At 63.2% G+C, this 16,184-nt stretch carries 9 protein-coding genes; 6 read left to right on the top strand and 3 right to left on the bottom strand.

The window, feature by feature from the left end; genetic code table 11:
- The first annotated feature begins 110 nt into the window (after positions 1 to 110).
- Positions 111 to 1,811, top strand: coding sequence for an Hsp70 family protein (locus tag AC1RNN_RS08845; protein ID WP_493090914.1), 1,701 nt, complete (start codon positions 111 to 113; stop codon positions 1,809 to 1,811).
- On the top strand, positions 1,811 to 3,505 hold the full coding sequence (locus AC1RNN_RS08840; protein WP_493090915.1) for a hypothetical protein: 1,695 nt from the start codon (positions 1,811 to 1,813) through the stop codon (positions 3,503 to 3,505). The genes AC1RNN_RS08845 and AC1RNN_RS08840 overlap by 1 nt, the downstream gene beginning before the upstream one ends.
- Here AC1RNN_RS08840 and uvrA read toward each other — a convergent pair.
- On the bottom strand, positions 3,497 to 6,574 hold the full coding sequence (uvrA, locus tag AC1RNN_RS08835; RefSeq protein ID WP_493090916.1) for an excinuclease ABC subunit UvrA: 3,078 nt from the start codon (positions 6,572 to 6,574) through the stop codon (positions 3,497 to 3,499). The genes AC1RNN_RS08840 and uvrA overlap by 9 nt on opposite strands.
- Positions 6,575 to 6,703: 129 nt before the next feature.
- On the opposite strand from uvrA, the gene AC1RNN_RS08830 reads away from it, so the two are divergent.
- Together AC1RNN_RS08830 and ssb are read left to right on the top strand one after the other, a co-directional pair.
- The gene (locus AC1RNN_RS08830; RefSeq protein ID WP_493091071.1) at positions 6,704 to 7,882 is read left to right on the top strand and encodes an MFS transporter; all 1,179 of its coding nucleotides are present in this window, start codon (positions 6,704 to 6,706) and stop codon (positions 7,880 to 7,882) included.
- Positions 7,883 to 7,907: 25 nt separating this feature from the next.
- The gene (gene ssb, locus AC1RNN_RS08825) at positions 7,908 to 8,420 is read left to right on the top strand and encodes a single-stranded DNA-binding protein (protein WP_493090917.1); all 513 of its coding nucleotides are present in this window, start codon (positions 7,908 to 7,910) and stop codon (positions 8,418 to 8,420) included.
- Positions 8,421 to 8,483: 63 nt separating this feature from the next.
- On the opposite strand, the gene AC1RNN_RS08820 is transcribed toward ssb, so the two are convergent.
- Positions 8,484 to 10,373, bottom strand: coding sequence for a TolC family outer membrane protein (locus AC1RNN_RS08820; protein WP_493090918.1), 1,890 nt, complete (start codon positions 10,371 to 10,373; stop codon positions 8,484 to 8,486).
- A 175-nt stretch (positions 10,374 to 10,548) separates the two neighbouring features.
- Between AC1RNN_RS08820 and AC1RNN_RS08815 the strand changes: the two genes are divergently transcribed.
- Positions 10,549 to 11,259: a transglutaminase-like cysteine peptidase gene (locus AC1RNN_RS08815; protein WP_493090919.1), complete on the top strand. Its 711-nt coding sequence runs from the start codon at positions 10,549 to 10,551 to the stop codon at positions 11,257 to 11,259.
- A 22-nt stretch (positions 11,260 to 11,281) separates the two neighbouring features.
- On the top strand, positions 11,282 to 13,207 hold the full coding sequence (locus tag AC1RNN_RS08810) for an EAL domain-containing protein (RefSeq protein WP_493090921.1): 1,926 nt from the start codon (positions 11,282 to 11,284) through the stop codon (positions 13,205 to 13,207).
- A gap of 21 nt (positions 13,208 to 13,228) precedes the next feature.
- Here AC1RNN_RS08810 and AC1RNN_RS08805 read toward each other — a convergent pair.
- Positions 13,229 to 16,184, bottom strand: a 2,956-nt coding sequence (locus AC1RNN_RS08805; RefSeq protein WP_493090923.1) for a beta strand repeat-containing protein, incomplete at its 5' end; no start/stop codon positions are given.

Below are 16,184 nucleotides of genomic sequence, written 5' to 3'. Positions count from 1 at the left end.
GATGGCTGCAGATCCGCCTGCAGACTCCTCTGGGAGGAAGGGCCTGCAGGTTTCGGCCCCACCACGGCCTTTGGGGCGGCTTGCCGCCCGCATGCACCAGAAGAACCACCATGTACGTAGGCATCGACCTTGGAACGACCAACAGCCTGGTTGCGGTATTCCGCGACGGGCAGGCCCATCTGATACCCAATGCCCATGGGCATGTGCTCACGCCCAGCGCGGTGAGCCTGGGCGACGATGGCACGCTGCTGGTGGGACTGGCCGCGCGGGAGCGTCTGGCCAGCCACCCGCAGCAAACGGCGGTGACTTTCAAGCGCTGGATGGGCACCGACAAGCTGACTCGGCTGGGCAACAAAGACTATCGCGCCGAAGAGTTGTCCGCCATGGTGCTCAAGTCACTCAAGGCGGATGCCGAGGCTTACTTGGGCACCGAGGTGCTGGAGGCCGTGGTCACGGTGCCGGCCTACTTCAACGACGTGCAGCGCCGCGCCACCAAGCATGCGGCTGAGCTGGCGGGCCTCAAGGTGGAGCGCCTGCTGAACGAGCCCACGGCAGCGGGCTTGGCCTACGGCCTGCAGGAGCGGCAGGACCACAGCACCTTTCTGGTGTTCGATCTGGGCGGTGGCACTTTTGATGTGTCGGTGCTGGAGTACTTTGATGGTGTGGTGGAAGTGCGCTCCAGCGCTGGCGACACGCGCCTGGGCGGCGAGGACTTTGTTTCGGCACTGGAGGCGCTGTTTCTGGCCCGGTGTACTGAGCTTTCCGCACAGGAGCGCGAGCAGATCGTCGCTACCAAGGCGTTGTGGCGCTCGGCGGAGCAGGCCAAGCGTGACCTGACGGATGCGGAAAACGCCGAGATGCGCCTGCAGTGGAAGGAACAGGTGTTCACCCACACGGTGCAGCGATCCGAGTTTGAGACAGCGTGCGAGGACCTCATCAAGCGCCTGCGCCGCCCCATAGAGCGCGCGCTGGGCGATGCGCGTCTGGCGCCCAACGAACTCTCGGAGGTGGTGCTGGTGGGCGGTGCCTCGCGCATGCCGCTGGTGCGTCAGACCGTGACCAAGCTGTTCCAGCGCCTGCCGCTGCGCACCATCAACCCGGACGAAACGATTGCCCGGGGCGCAGCCATCCAGGCGGCGCTGAAGGCGCGCGATGCAGCACTGGAGGAGGTTGTGCTCACCGATGTGATGCCCTATTCGCTGGGCGTGATTGCCAGCGAGGTGATCAATGGCCGGCGCTTTGCCGACCGCTTCTCGCCCATCATTGAGCGCAACACGCCGGTACCGGTGTCGCGGGTGCAAAGCTACAACACGGTTGCCGACAACCAGACACAAATCCTCTTCGACATCCGGCAGGGTGAGTCACCCATAGGCAGTGAGAACATGGCGCTGGGCACGCTGGAGATAGATGTGCCGCCCAAGCCGGCAGGCCAGGTGAGTGTGAACGTGCGCATCTCCTACGACGCCAACGGCATGCTGGAAGTGGAAGTGAAGGATGAGCGGCAGCAACTCGTGGCGTCCACGATCATCCAGCCCGCCGGTGCCAGCATGAGCGCGGACGATATTGCGCAGGCCTTGAAGCGCCTGCAGGCGCTCAAGCAGCACCCGCGCGACCAGCAGGAAAACATCTACCTGCTGGAGCGTGCCAAGCGCCTGTACGAAGACCGTCTGGGCGAGCAGCGTCAGTGGCTGCAGCGCTGGATTGCGCAGTTCGAGATGTCGCTGGACACGCAGGACGCCAAGGAAGTGGCCCGTGCGCGCGAGGAGTTCCGCGCCGCGCTGGACAACCTGGACAAGGGCTTCGTCTTCTGATGACGCCCTGGGACACGCTGGGCATAGAACCCACCAACGACATCCGGGCCATCAAGAAGGCCTACTCCATCAAGCTCAAGGTCACGCGGCCGGATGACGATGCGGCGGCCTACCAGCAGCTGCGGGAGGCGTATGAGGCGGCGCAGCAGTGGGCGCCCTTTGTTGCCAATGGCGCTTTGGAAGCCGAGCTGCAGGAAGCAGCGCCAGAGGGCGGACATGAGGAACCGCCACCTGTGGACTCGACCGTACCGATGGTGCCTATGCCCGAAGAGGAGGCGCCAGAGTCCCCGGGTCTGGCACAGGGCCCTACGGTGGAGCGCTTGCTGCAGACCTGCGCAGCGATTCTGGAGCAAGGGGGCGCCCAGCATCTGGTGCGTATGTGGCCTGGCCTGCAGAAGCAGCTCGAAGATTTGCCGATTGCGGCCCAGTTTGAGGCCAGTCATGGCTTTGCGGGCTTTGTGCTGGAACACAACGATGTACCCGTGCCGGTATTGGTCGCACTGACCCAGCATTTCCAATGGGGACTGGACTACCGCGCGAGCCAGCAGCTCGGGCCGGGGTTGGCTGTGCCATTGCAGGACAAGCTGCATCAGGCCCACGTCTACGCGGCCTTGCGTGGCCATGCGGAGCCCGCCGATCTCTGGCCCATGGCGCTGGCAAGGCTCTGGGACGGCAAGCGCAGGCTGATAGCCCGCCTGCTGGCGCTTCTGCCGGACCCGATGACGCGCCAGGAGGCCCTGAAGGTGCCTACGGCCCGGCTGGAGGCGCTGGGCCTGCCCGCGCCGTCGGCCCGTGCGGCAGTAGGATTGCTGTCCTTGGGGGGCATGTTGCAGTTCGGGCTGCTTGCCGCTTTGCTGCTGGCGGCGGTGTTCGTGGTGCGCGATCTGAGTCTGTTCCAACGGCCTGGGACGGAGATCGCAAGGCCTGGCTTGGTCTTGCTCGTCTCGCTCAGCATCTATAACTATCTCTATCTGGTCGCGGAATATTTCTATGCTTGGAGCGACAGCCTGCGGAGATGGTGGGCCGCGCGTGCTTGGCGCACGGATGTTCTGGCTGTGATTCCGCTGGTCGTGGTCCTCGCGGCGTATCTCGATGGCCGCTTCCAGTGGCTGTCGGGTCGCATGGCTAGCGGAAACCTGTCGTTTTGGCTGTTGCTGCTATACGGACTGATCTGGGCCGTCGTCCGCACGGAGGCCAATCCTTGGCGCAAGCAGTTCTTGCCCGTGTGCTGCATCCTCGCGTTTGGGCTGGACGGTTTGCGGCCCAGCCTCACCGAGCCCATGATCATCAGCCTAGCCTTCGGTTGGACACTGGCGGCCCACGTGGTGTTGAGCCGGTTTGGTCCGGTCTTTGAGTTGGTTTATGAAGAAGGGCTCAAACTGCGCTTTCTGGTTCGTGTGCCTTTTCTGTTCCTCGGCATCAAGCTGGTGTTGGTCGTCTGGGCGGTTCTGCTGCTGCTGTGCTTGCCTGTGCTGCTGTTCCGCATGGTGGCGCAGCGTGGCGCACAGTATGTCTATCTGGCCATGCTGGCTGGGTTGTCGCTGGAGGCCGCCATGGCGGTATCTGAGGTTCCCGCGCATGCAACGGTGCCCGTTTGGGTACTGGCAGCCGTGCTGGTGATCCAGCTATTCCAGGCGGGCTGTCAGGCCCTGGCCGATGCAGGCTTGCGCAAAGCGCGGACCGTCTCAGGCTAGCAGCGGCTTCAAATACCGCCCGGTGTGGCTGGCCGGATTGGCGGCAATGTCCTCCGGCGTGCCCACGCCCACCACTGTCCCTCCACCCGCGCCTCCCTCAGGGCCGATGTCGATCAGCCAGTCGGCGGTCTTGATGACGTCCAGGTTGTGCTCGATGATGACGATGGTGTTGCCCGCGTCGCGCAGCTGGTGCAGCACTTTGAGCAACAGCGCAATGTCGGCAAAGTGCAGGCCGGTGGTCGGCTCGTCCAGGATGTAGAGCGTGCGGCCGGTGTCGCGTTTGCTGAGTTCCAGCGCCAGCTTCACGCGCTGCGCCTCGCCGCCCGACAGCGTGGTGGCCGCCTGGCCCAGGCGGATGTAGGACAGGCCCACGTCCAGCAGCGTCTGCAACTTGCGGGCGATAGTGGGCACGGCCTGCAGGAACTCGTAGGCGGCTTCCACCGTCATGTCCAGAATCTGCGCGATGTTCTTGCCCTTGTAGAGCACCTCCAGCGTTTCGCGGTTGTAGCGCATGCCGGCGCACACGTCGCAAGGCACGTACACGTCGGGCAGAAAGTGCATCTCCACCTTCACCATGCCGTCGCCCTGGCAAGCCTCGCAGCGGCCGCCGGCCACGTTGAAGCTGAAGCGGCCCGGGCCGTAGCCGCGTTCGCGCGCGGTGGGCACCTCGGCCATGAGTTCGCGGATCGGCGTGAACAGGCCGGTGTAGGTGGCGGGGTTGCTGCGCGGCGTGCGGCCGATGGGCGATTGGTCGACGTTGATGACCTTGTCGAAGTACTGGATGCCGTCGATGCTCTCGTGCGCGGCGGGCTCGTCGTGCGCGCGGTAGAGCTGGCGCGCCACGGCGGCGTACAGCGTGTCATTCACCAGCGTGCTCTTGCCAGAGCCCGACACGCCGGTCACGCAGGTCAGCAGGCCCACCGGGAAATCAGCGTTCACATTCTTGAGGTTGTGGCCGCTGGCCCCGGTGATGCGGATGGCCTGCATGTTGCCCTGGGTGGCAATGTGGTGGGCCTGCCGCTCGGCCCAGGCCAGCGCGGCCTTGCTGGGCGCACCTTTGCCGCCCGCGGCCTTGGCCACGGGTTTGGCCTCGGCCACCACGGGTAGCCAGGGCGTGCGGCGCTTGGGTACTTCAATCTGCAGCGTCTTGGCCAGGTACTGGCCGGTCAGCGATGCGGTGTTCGCCTTCACCTCGTCAAAGGTGCCCTGGGCGATCACACGCCCACCATGCACGCCCGCGCCCAGGCCCATGTCGATCACATGGTCAGCGGCGCGCATCATGTCTTCGTCATGCTCCACCACCAGCACGCTATTGCCAATGTCGCGCAGGTGTTGCAGCGTGCCAATCAGCCGGTCGTTGTCGCGCTGGTGCAGGCCAATACTGGGCTCGTCCAGCACATACATCACGCCGGTCAGGCCGGAGCCGATTTGCGATGCTAGGCGGATGCGCTGGCTTTCGCCGCCACTCAGCGTCTCGGCGCTGCGGTCCAGGCTCAGGTAGTTCAGGCCCACGTCGTTGAGGAACTTCAGGCGCAGGCCAATCTCGCGGATTACCTTGGAAGCAATTTCGCCGCGCGCGCCGCTGAGCTGCAGGCTGCTGAAGTAGTCAAAACTCTCGCGCAGGGTGACGTGGCTGATCTCGTAGATGGCACGTGCCTGGTTGCCTTCGCCCACTTTCACATGGCGCGCTTCCTTGCGCAGACGGGATCCGTTGCAGTCCGGGCATGGCTGGGTGCTGCGCAGGCGGCCCAGGTCTTCGCGCACCAGGGCCGAATCCGTCTCGCGGTAGCGGCGCTGCATATTGGGGATGATGCCCTCGAAGGGGTGCTTCTTGCTGATCTTCTTGCCCTGCTGCGCGCCGGAGTCGATCACATAGTTGAACTTGATCTCTTCCTCGCCCGAACCGTGCAGGATGGCCTGTTGCACCGCCTCGGGCAGGCTTTCAAACGCGGCGTCAATGTCGAACTTGTAGTGCTTGGCCAGGCTTTCCAGCATGCTGAAGTAGTAGCCGTTGCGCCGGTCCCAGCCCTTGATGGCGCCGCTGGCCAGGCTCAAGGTGGGGAAAGCGACCACGCGCGCGGGGTCGAAGAACTCGTGGTTGCCCAGTCCGTCGCACGTGGGGCAGGCGCCCACGGGCGAGTTGAAGGAGAACAGACGCGGCTCCAGCTCGGCGATGGAGTAATTGCAGACCGGGCAGGCGAATTTGGCGTTGAACAAGTGCTCTTTTGGCTTCTGGCCCCCGTCGATAGTGCGCGAGGTGCTATCAATTTCGGAGTTGTCACTGGCGCGAGGGGCATCCATCTCCAATGCGATGGCACGGCCGTTGGCTAGGCGCAGGGCGGCCTCGAAGCTCTCGGCCAGGCGTTGCTTCATGTCTTCGCGCACCTTGATGCGGTCCACCACCACGTCGATGTCGTGCTTCTCGGTTTTCTTGAGCTTGGGCAGGTTGTCGGCCTCAAACGCCTCGCCATTGATGCGGAAGCGCACATAGCCCTGGGCCTGCATGTCGGCAAACACCTCCAGAAACTCGCCCTTCTTCTCGCGCGCCAGCGGCGCCAGGATCATCAGGCGCGTGTCTTCGGGCAGGGCCAGCACGGCGTCCACCATCTGGCTGACCGTCTGGCTTTGCAGCGGCAGGCCGTGGTCGGGGCAGTAGGGGGTGCCGGCGCGAGCGAACAACAGGCGCAGGTAGTCGTGAATCTCCGTGACGGTGCCCACGGTGGAGCGCGGGTTGTGGCTGGTGGCCTTCTGTTCGATGGAAATCGCGGGCGACAGGCCCTCGATCATGTCCACGTCGGGCTTGTCCATGAGCTGCAGGAACTGGCGTGCGTAGGTGGAGAGGCTTTCCACATAGCGGCGCTGCCCCTCCGCGTACAGCGTGTCAAACGCCAGACTGGACTTGCCGGAACCCGACAAGCCCGTGATCACCACTAGCTGGTTGCGCGGGATGTCCAGGTCAATGTTCTTGAGATTGTGGGTGCGCGCACCCCGCACACTGATGTTTTGCTGCTGCAGGGCCCGGGCCAGGTAAGTGCCTTGGGAGGTGCCGTCGTCGGTAGGAGAGTTCAAAGTCGTGGCCGCCAAAGGAGTAACCCGCCATGATAGACAATGTCGGATGGTGTTGCCCAGTCTGGGTTGGCACCGCCTTTCTGACCGTGAGTCCCCGATTTGCCCACCGCTGCCGCCCCCGATTCGACGATGACGCCGCAAGAGCGTCGCTCCAGCGCCTCCCTGGCCCTGATTTTTGCCCTCCGCATGCTGGGCCTGTTCCTGGTGCTGCCCGTTTTTGCGCTGGAAGCCCGCAAATACCCCGGTGGCGATGACCCAGCGCTGGTGGGGCTGGCCATGGGCATATATGGCCTCACCCAGGGGTTTCTGCAAATCCCCTTTGGCGTGGCCTCGGACCGGTTTGGCCGCAAGCGCGTTATGGTGCTGGGCCTGTTTATTTTTGCCGCAGGCAGTGCGGTGGCGGCCTGGGCGCCCACTCTGCATTGGCTGGTGGCCGGGCGGGCGCTGCAGGGCGCCGGCGCCATTTCGGCCGCAGTGACGGCCCTGCTGGCGGACCAGACGCGCGATACGGTCCGCACCAAGGCCATGGCCTTGGTGGGCGCCAGCATCGGGCTCATGTTTGCAGTGTCACTGGTGCTCTCGCCCCTGCTGGCAGCGCATTTGGGCCTGCATGGCCTGTTTGCCGTCACGGCGACCCTGGCGTTGGGCGGGATTGCCGTGGTGCTCTGGTGGGTGCCGCCCGAGCCGGCTATCCATGTGGACCAGGCGCGCAGCGGCGTGCTGCAGGTGCTGCGTTTGCCGGCGCTGCTGCGCCTGAACTTTGGTGTTTTTGTGTTGCATGCGGTGCAGCTGGCCATGTGGGTGGCCCTGCCGGCGCTGCTGGTGCAGGCCGGGCTGCCCCGCGACCTGCATTGGCAGATATACCTGCCAGCGGTGTTGGCGTCTTTCTTTGTCATGGGTGCCACACTGTTCCCGCTGGAAAAGCGGGGCTATCTGCGGGCGGTCTTCCTGGTCGCCATCGGCCTGATCGGACTGGTCCAACTGGGGCTGCTGCTGGCCAGCGGCGCGGCCTTGGGCTTGTGGACCTTGGGCTTGCTGCTGTTTGTCTTCTTTTGTGGCTTCAATGTGCTGGAGGCTAGCCAGCCCAGCCTGGCCTCGCGGGTGGCACCTGTTGCCTCACGCGGTGCCGCGCTCGGGGTCTACAACACCCTGCAATCTCTGGGCTTCTTTGCCGGCGGGGCGGTGGGCGGCTGGTTGGTCAAGACCGCGGGGCCCCAGGCCCTATTTGCTGGCAGTGCGTTGGCCGTGCTGGCCTGGCTGCTGGTGGCCTGGCCCATGCGGGCCCCGGCGCCCCGCGCGGCGGCATAATCACCGACTAATCTGGAGAAACCCCATGGCATCCGTCAATAAAGTCATTCTGGTCGGCAACTGTGGCCGGGACCCCGAAATCCGCTACCTGCCCTCCGGCCAGGCTGTGGCCAACGTCAGCGTGGCTACCAGCAGCCGCCGCAAGAACCGCGATACCGGCGAGAACATTGAAACCACCGAATGGCACCGCGTGACCTTTTATGACCGCCTGGCCGAGATTGCCGGCGAGTACGTGAAAAAGGGTCGCCCCATCTACGTGGAAGGCCGCTTGAAGTACGGCAAGTACACCGACCAGTCCGGCGTGGAAAAGAACACTGTGGACATCATCGCCACCGAATTGCAGCTGCTGGGTGGCCGTGAAGGCATGGGTGGCCCGTCTGATGGCGGCGGTGATGACGGCGGTGGCTACCAGCAAGCGCCGCGCCGCGCCGCGCCCCCGGCAGCGCGTCCTGCTGCAGCTGCGCCCGCGCCCCGTCAGGCCCCGGCTCCGCGCCCGGCCAGCGGTTTTGACGATATGGATGACGACATCCCGTTTTAAAGCTGGCTTGCTGAGCACAAAAAAGCGACCCGAGGGTCGCTTTTTTCATGGGCGTGTGCTCTTTTAGAAGGTACGGCCCTTGGTGACCGTTTCGCGCACGATTTTCCAGCTGTCGCCCACACGGACCAGGGACAGGGTCTTCTCCACGCTGTCGCGGTAGTCGACCGAGCCGTACTCCTGCTTGAAGGCGACTTCGGCGGTCTTGGCGTCGCAGGCCAGTGGCTTGATGTCACTGAGAACGGCCTGGATGTCTCCCTGCTTGCCAATGCGCTTCTTGCGCAGGCTTTCCCAGGCGCTGCGGCTCATGCCCATGGCGGGCATGAAGTTGTCGGCGTAGTGGCCCAGGTAGCTGGTGGCATCCTTGGCGTTCCAGGAGGCGATCCAGGTCTGTACGGACTGTGGCACTTGGGCGCAGGCCTGTGCGACCGGGTCGGGCTTGGGCGCCACAGGGGCTGGCGGGGCCACGACAGGCAGTGGTGCAGGCACGGGCTCGACAGGCTTGGCGACTGCCACCGGCACGGGGGTCTTCTCGATGGACGGTAGGGTGTTGCCGCTGCATTCCATCAGGTCGTCCTGCTCAGCGGTACCACCTGCGGTAGCGGGCAGCTCGTCCGACAGCGGACGCAGTTTCAGGGCCTGCAGCAGTGAGCCAGACGAGGCCAGCACCCGTGCATGCGAGAGCTGCAGGTCGTACTCGGCGTTGGCCAGTGCGCGACGCGCCTGGTAGTACTCGTTCTCGGTATCCAGCAGGTCCAGCAGCGAGCGTTGGCCAATGTCGAATTGCTGCTGGTAGGCCACGCGGGCCTTGGAGGTGGAGAGTTCGTGCTGTTGCAGCAGCTTGATCTGTGAGCCAAGGCGCACCGAGTCGTTGTAGGCGATCTGGCCGGTTTGCCAGACATCGCGGCAAGCCTTGTCACGCAAGTCCATGGCCACGTTGAGCTTGGAGGCGTATTGCTTGATGCGGGCAATGTCGGAACCGCCACGGAACAGGTTGTAGCTCAAGGCCAGTTCCACCGTGGAGTTGTTGTAGTCACCGGTGACGCCGCTCTGGTTGGTCTCGAAGCTCTGGCGCGCCCGCAACTCCAGTGTGGGGTACATCGCGGACTTGCGCAGATTCATGTCGGCACGGTACGCCCGCAGCGTGGACACCGAGGATAGGAAGTCCGGGTTCTGGGCGACAGCCGTGCGCAGGAACTCGATGCCTTGGGGCATGGCGGCGGTGAGGGGCGGCGCCGGTGGGAGGCTAGCCGCAGGGACGCTGCCGACCAGACGCTGGTAGCGGGCGGATACATCGTGCAGGTTGCTGACCTCGGTAATCCAGTTGCTTTCGGCCAGCGCCATGCGGCCGGCTGCCTGCTCCAAGTCGACACGCCGGCCCACGCCAGCCTGGACCTTTTGGTTCAAGCGTTCATAGACTTCGCGGTGGGTCAGCAGGTTGTCGGCAGCCATTTCCACCAGGTCGCGGTAGCGAATGACGTCCAGGTAAGCGCGGGCCGCTTCCAGCCCGGTTTGGTTGCTGGCGGATTGCAGCTCGTAGTAGCTGGCCTGCTGTGCGTGGCTCAGGCGGCGTACGTCATTGAGCGTGGCAAAACCATCAAACAGGGTCTGGCGCAGCTGGATGCTGGCGCGGTTGGCGTTGTACGACTGGCTACTGGCGAGTGAGGGGGTCTTGATCTGGTTGGCAGAGGTGCCCGCTTCCAGGTCCACGCGGGGCAGCCAACCACCTTCTGCGGATTTCAGCTCCTGCTGGGAGGCTTCAAAGTTGTGGAAGCGATATTTGACTTCCGGGTTTTGCAGGATGGCGCGCTCCACGGCCTCCTTGAGAGTGGTCGGAGATGCGGGCGTGGTGGTCTGGGCATGTGCGCCCCATGCAAGTGCGATGAGCGCGATGGCTTGGCTGAGGGTCGTCAGTCGGGTCATGGATAGAAACTTCTTGGGTTCCAAGCGTGCCATGCTTGTGTTTGAATAGATGCGCTATGCTAATCTGCGGCACGGCGGATGCTTCCTGATTATGGGGCAGAGCTTCTTTTTTGGGCACCTTTGAAGCCCCGCATCCATGCGGAAAACACGGGTTAAATGCGATGGATTTCACGTTATCCGGACTTTTTTCGCGAGTGTCCCAAACCCCATGAAGTTCCGCTGGCATTGGTGCACGGCAAGAGCCTGGTCCCTCAAGGGGCTGCTCGCTGTCGTCTGCCTGCTGCTCTTGGGTGTGATGGCCGGCGGCGCGAATGGAGCAGCTGACTTTGACCGTTTGCTGGCCAACTTAACCCAGCGATGGGGTCAGGCGCCCGTGGCCAAATTTCAGGCTTGGCGTGCATTGGTACAGAGCGGTTCGGCCCTGAGCGATGCAGATCGCATCAAACGCGTGAACAGCTTTTTCAATCAGCAGATGCAGTTTGCAGAAGACTCCGTGGTGTGGTCCCAGCCCGACTACTGGGCCACGCCCATGGAGTCGATAGGACGTGGAGCAGGGGACTGCGAGGACTTTGCCATAGCCAAGTACTTCTCTTTGCTGCAGACGGGTGTGGCACCTGAAAAGCTACGCCTCATTTACGTACGCGCCAAAACCGGAAGTGCCGAAGGGGCCCCCACGCAGGCGCATATGGTGTTGGCCTACTACGCCCAACCCGATGCTGAGCCGCTGATCATGGACAACCTGATTCCCGATATCCGCCCCGCTTCGCGCAGGCCAGATCTGGTGCCTGTGTTCAGTTTCAACAGTGCCGGCGTGTTTGCAGGGATTGCAGGCGGGGAGTCCGCAGCGGCGGGCGGGACCGGCCGCCTGTCGCGTTGGGAAGATTTGCTGCGGCGTGCCAAAGCAGAAGGTTTTGAATAGTCGTTGGCACAAGGAGATTGTTATGTCGATGTACCGTCAGTTGTGGCTGGCCATTGTGGTCAGCATGTTGCTGGCCCTGGGGGGGAGTCTCTTGGCGTCCCTGCTCAGTGCGCGCGGTTACCTGGAGTCGCAGCTGTCCATCAAGAATACGGATAACGCGACAGCTTTGGCCTTGTCCCTGAGCCAAGGCAATCCCGATCCGGTCATGGTGGACCTTGTCGTTGCGTCGCTCTTCGACAGTGGTCACTATGAGTTGATCCGTATCGCAGACCCTGCGGGCAAGCTGATCTCCGAGCGGGTCAGTGATGCGAAGGATCTGGATGCGCCGAACTGGTTTGCCCATCTGTTGCCGATTCACGCACTCCCCGGTCAGGCCCAGATCAGCAGTGGCTGGAAGCAGTTCGGCAGCGTCACCCTGGTGAGCCATAGCCGGTTTGCCTACGGAGCGCTCTGGAAGAGTGCGTATGAGATGGTGCTGGCGTTGGGACTGGCTGGTTTGGTGGGTGGGTGGCTTGGCTCCATGGTGTTGGGCCGGATTCGCAAGCCGCTCAACACAGTGATCGAGCAGGCCAAGGCCATTACGCAGCGCAGATTCGTCACGGTTGAAGAGCCCGAGGTGCCGGAGTTACGGCAACTGGCGGTGGCCATGAATGCAACGGTTGGACGCCTCAAGGGGATGTTTGAAGAAGAGGCTTCACGCTTGGAGTTGGTACGGCAGGAGGCGAACTTCGATGCTTTGACGGGCTTGGCCAACCGCACCCATTTCATGGCGCGACTGCGCCAATGTGCGGATGCCGAAGATTCAGTGGGTGGTGTCCTGATGCTGGTCCGCATGGCCCACTTGGCAGACATCAACCGGCGTCTGGGGCGGGCTGCGACGGATGATTTCCTGAAGGGTGCTGGTGGCGTGATCGCAGAATGCGCGAAAACCGTGGCGCAGGGCGTTGGGGCGCGCCTCAACGGGGCCGATTTTGCGGTGCTGTTGCCGCGTGAGCGATCCGGTTTGGCGGTTGCGACTGGCGTGCTTCAGGCGCTGGTCCAAGCTTCTGCACCCTTTGTGGCGGGCGAGGCAGCCGCATGGATCGGCGTTGGTCACTTTGTTCAGGGCGAAGATGTGGGCGAGTTGTTGGCGCGGGTTGACATGGCGTTGGCCGCTGCCGAGGCAGACCGCAGTGATGGCGTCCGGGAGGCGCAGCAGGATGCCGCCGACGAGCTGCCGCGTACGGCCGACCAGTGGGCCACCATGATTTTGCGGGCGCTGGAGCATGGCTGGGTGCGACTCATTTCCTTCCCTGTCGTGAACGCACAGGGCGCGCTGTCGCACCGCGAATGTCCGTTGCGACTGATGTTTGATGAAAAAGGGGATTGGTTGCCCGCAGGGCGTTTTCTTCCTGTTGCCGAACGTTTGAAACTGACCCCGGCCCTGGACTTGGCGGCGGTTCAGTTGGGCCTGAAAGAGTTGCGTAGCCAACCGAGTCTGGATGGGCTAGCTATCAATTTGTCGGGAAGCTCCCTGAAGGATTCGCAGTTCCAGTCGCGGCTTTTGGCGCTCCTTGATGCGCATCGGGATGTGCTGCCCCGCCTCTGGCTGGAGGTTTCTGAATCCGGGGCTTTGCAGCACATGGTGGCTTTCAAGTCACTCTGTTCCGACCTGAAGGTACGCGGATGCCGAGTGGGGCTGGAGCACTTTGGACATCATTTCAGCCAGATCGGCGTGTTGCACGATTTGGGACTCGATTACCTCAAGGTCGACGCAAGCTTTGTGCGTGGCGTGGATGCCAACGCCGGCAATGCCACCTTCCTCAAGGGGCTGTGCAGCATTGCGCACAACATCGGTCTGGAGGTGCTGGCGGAGGGTGTTGCAACGCCAGCAGAGTTGCAAACCCTGTTGATGCTTGGTTTCGATGGTGCGACCGGGCCCGGCGTGCACGAGGCAGCCAAGCCCTGATCTTCTGACCGGCAGTGCCGGTCAGTCGACGATGAGCGTTCCGTTCTTGATAAGCGTCTGCAGCAGCAGCGCTTCATTGCCAGCCGTGACACCGGTTGCAGTGTAAAGGTTGACACCTTCAAGGACGATACGCTGGTCTTCGGCGCCGGCGGCATAGGTGCCACCGGTGAAACCGCCTGTCTTGCTGATTCGCAGGGTGGTGTCAGCGCCAGAGACATTGACATCAATGTAGTTCAGCAGGTTGTCGATGACCACATCAGCCACGCCGCTGCCAGAGTTGCTGGATGTTGTGCGCTCTCCTTGCAGCAGGTCACGGAGGTCCAGCACGTCACCGCCACCTGTGGCGACGCCGGCACCTGTGTCGATGTTGCTGTAGCCGCCGCCATAGGTGAAGTCGGTGATGCGATCAATCGCTGGCGCGCCAGCGGTGCCGGCGTCGGCCAGTCTCCAGGCAAATGTGTCTGAGCCAGTGCCGCCGGTCAGCGTGTCGTTGCCGCCACCGCCAATGATGTAGTCATTGCCGGCGCCGCCGGAGATGATGTTGGCCGAGCTGTTGCCCTCAATACGGTTAGCTGCGGAGTTGCCGGTGAGGTTGATGGCTGCGCCGTCAAATGCGGTCAGGTTCTCCAGGTTGGTGCCCAGCGTGTAGGTTGTGCCTACATTGTTGGTGACATAGGTGTTGTCGAGTTGCACCGTGTCATAGCCCCCGTTGGCGGCCTCAGTGATGGTGTCCAGGGTGTCTGAGAGGCGGTAGAAGTCATCACCCAGGCCTCCCACCAGAATGTCCGCGCCAGCGCCGCCAATCAGCAGGTCATTGCCGTCGCCACCGTTGAGGGTGTCGTTGCCATTGCCACCATCCAGTGTGTCGGCCGCGGCGCCACCGTTGAGGGTGTCGTTGCCATCGCCGCCGGTCAGGTAGTCGCGGCCATCGCCACCGGTGATGGTGTTGTTGCCGGAGTCCCCATCCAATCGTGCACCTGTGCGCAGCGACCACAACCCGGTACCACCGTCATAGACCAAGTCCTGAATCTCAGCATTGCTGATGGTGGGAGCGCTCTCGTTGGAGAACATGGCAGTGTTGCTCAGGCTCATTACCTGCCAGGTACCGGAGCTACTGGACTTGTATTCGATGCGCAGGCGTGCATTGCCGCCTTGCTCCCAGTACAGCAATTCAAGATCCTGCAAGCCACCCTGCAAATTGCCCAGTTGCACATTGTTGAAGATACGGGTGGTTGGGCCTTGGTTGCCGTCGTATTCGATCAGGGTTTGACCAGCTACCCGGAAGCTGAAGCCGTCGTCCGCCGTTACGCGGAAGTCGTAAGAGCCTGGCTGGGTGTAGAACTTTCCGGAGAGACGGATCGCTACGTCCGTAGTTTGTCCCAAGCCGGAGGTGCCGTTGGAATTGAGTGCGCCGGTCTGTACGATGCCTGTGCCCAGGTCCTGGTCCAGGAAGTTGCTAAGGGAGCGGGTAGTGGAGTTGGCGTTGTTGTCCTTGGCCAGCAGGGTGCCGCCTGCGGCAACCGCCTGGTTGGAGCCAAGCGAGGAATTCACCGTGGGGTTGAAGCCGTAGTCCAGACTGCGGGCTTTGAACGACACGTCGGCCACGCCGCTGGATGCGGTGGTGGAGGTTCCCACGATGTTGCCGCCGCCGCCGGCCACGTTGCGGCCGTTGATGATCTGGTAGAGGTCTTCCACGGCGTTCAGGTTGCCGGCTTCGCTGTGAATACCAAAGGTGGCGGTGCCGTCGTCGCTGTGCTGGCGTGTGGCCGCGCCGGCCGTGCCGTTGTAGCCGTAGTACTCACCGTTCAGCCCGGTGGCCGCACCAGTAAGAGGGGTGATGGTCGGCGTGGGCGCGGTCAAATCCTGCGAGCCCGTCACATTGATGGTGAGTGCCGCCTTGTCTGTGCCACCGTTGCCGTCGCTGATGGTGTAGGTGAACACATCCTGCACCACCTGGCCGGCGGTCAGGTTCTGAACGACTGTGCTGGAGTTGTTCAGCACATAGGTGTAGCTGCCGTTGGCATTGAGCGTCAGGGTTCCGTAGGTACCGACCAGCGCGGTACCCACTGCTCCTGCTGTGCCGGTGCCTGCTTCCGTGCCAGTGCGGATGGCTGTAACAGTTAGCGTATCACCCTCCACATCCGCGTCCTTGCTAGCAGCATTGTTCCCACTCAGGATCACGCCATTGGCTGCACTGACGGTCAGCGTGGTGACGCCGTCTTCCGTCACGGCGCCGCTGTCATCACGGGCCACCGGAGCGTCATTGACTGGAGTGACGTTGACGGAGACGGTAGCGGTCTCGGTCACGCCGCCGGAGGTGACGGTGTAGGTGAAGGTGGTGGGCGAGGTGTTGTTGTAGTTGGCAGCGGGCGTGAAATCCAGCGTTCCATCGGCCTTGAGGGTGACGGTGCCGTTGGCCACGGCCACGGAGCCGCCTACGGCGATGGCGGTGCCATTGATGGCGGTGATGGTGTGGCCGGCGTTCTCGAAGCTGTCGTTGCTGTTGACGTTGATGTTGACCAGCGTGTCCTCGTTGGTCGTGACCGTGTCGTTGGCGATGTCCACCACGGGAGTGACCGTGACAGCGATGGTGTCGGTATCGGTGAGGGTGCCATCGTTGGTGACGACGGTGACGGTGTCAGAGCCGTTGTAGTCGGCCGTGTTGGTATAGGTCAGGCCTGCCAGAGCGGCATTGATCTGGGCAGAGGTACCCGAGAGGGTGACGGTGCCCGAGCCGTTGTTGGAAATGGTGGCGCCGCCGCCGGTGGTCACGGAGAGCGTGCCGTGCAGCACGGAGACGGTGGTGGTCAGGCTGGTGCTGTCCACATCGGCCACGCTCACGCCGGTGATCGCCTTGGGCGTGTCCTCGTTGGTGGTCTGAGCGCCTGGCACCGTGTTGACCGGAGCGTCATTGACTGGAGTGACGTTGACGGAGACGGTAGCGGTCTCGGTCACGCCGCCGGAGGTGACGGTGTAT

The sequence above is a fragment of the Rhodoferax sp. GW822-FHT02D07 genome, from assembly GCF_058802405.1.
This window is presented reverse-complemented; position numbering and strand designations above follow the sequence as displayed.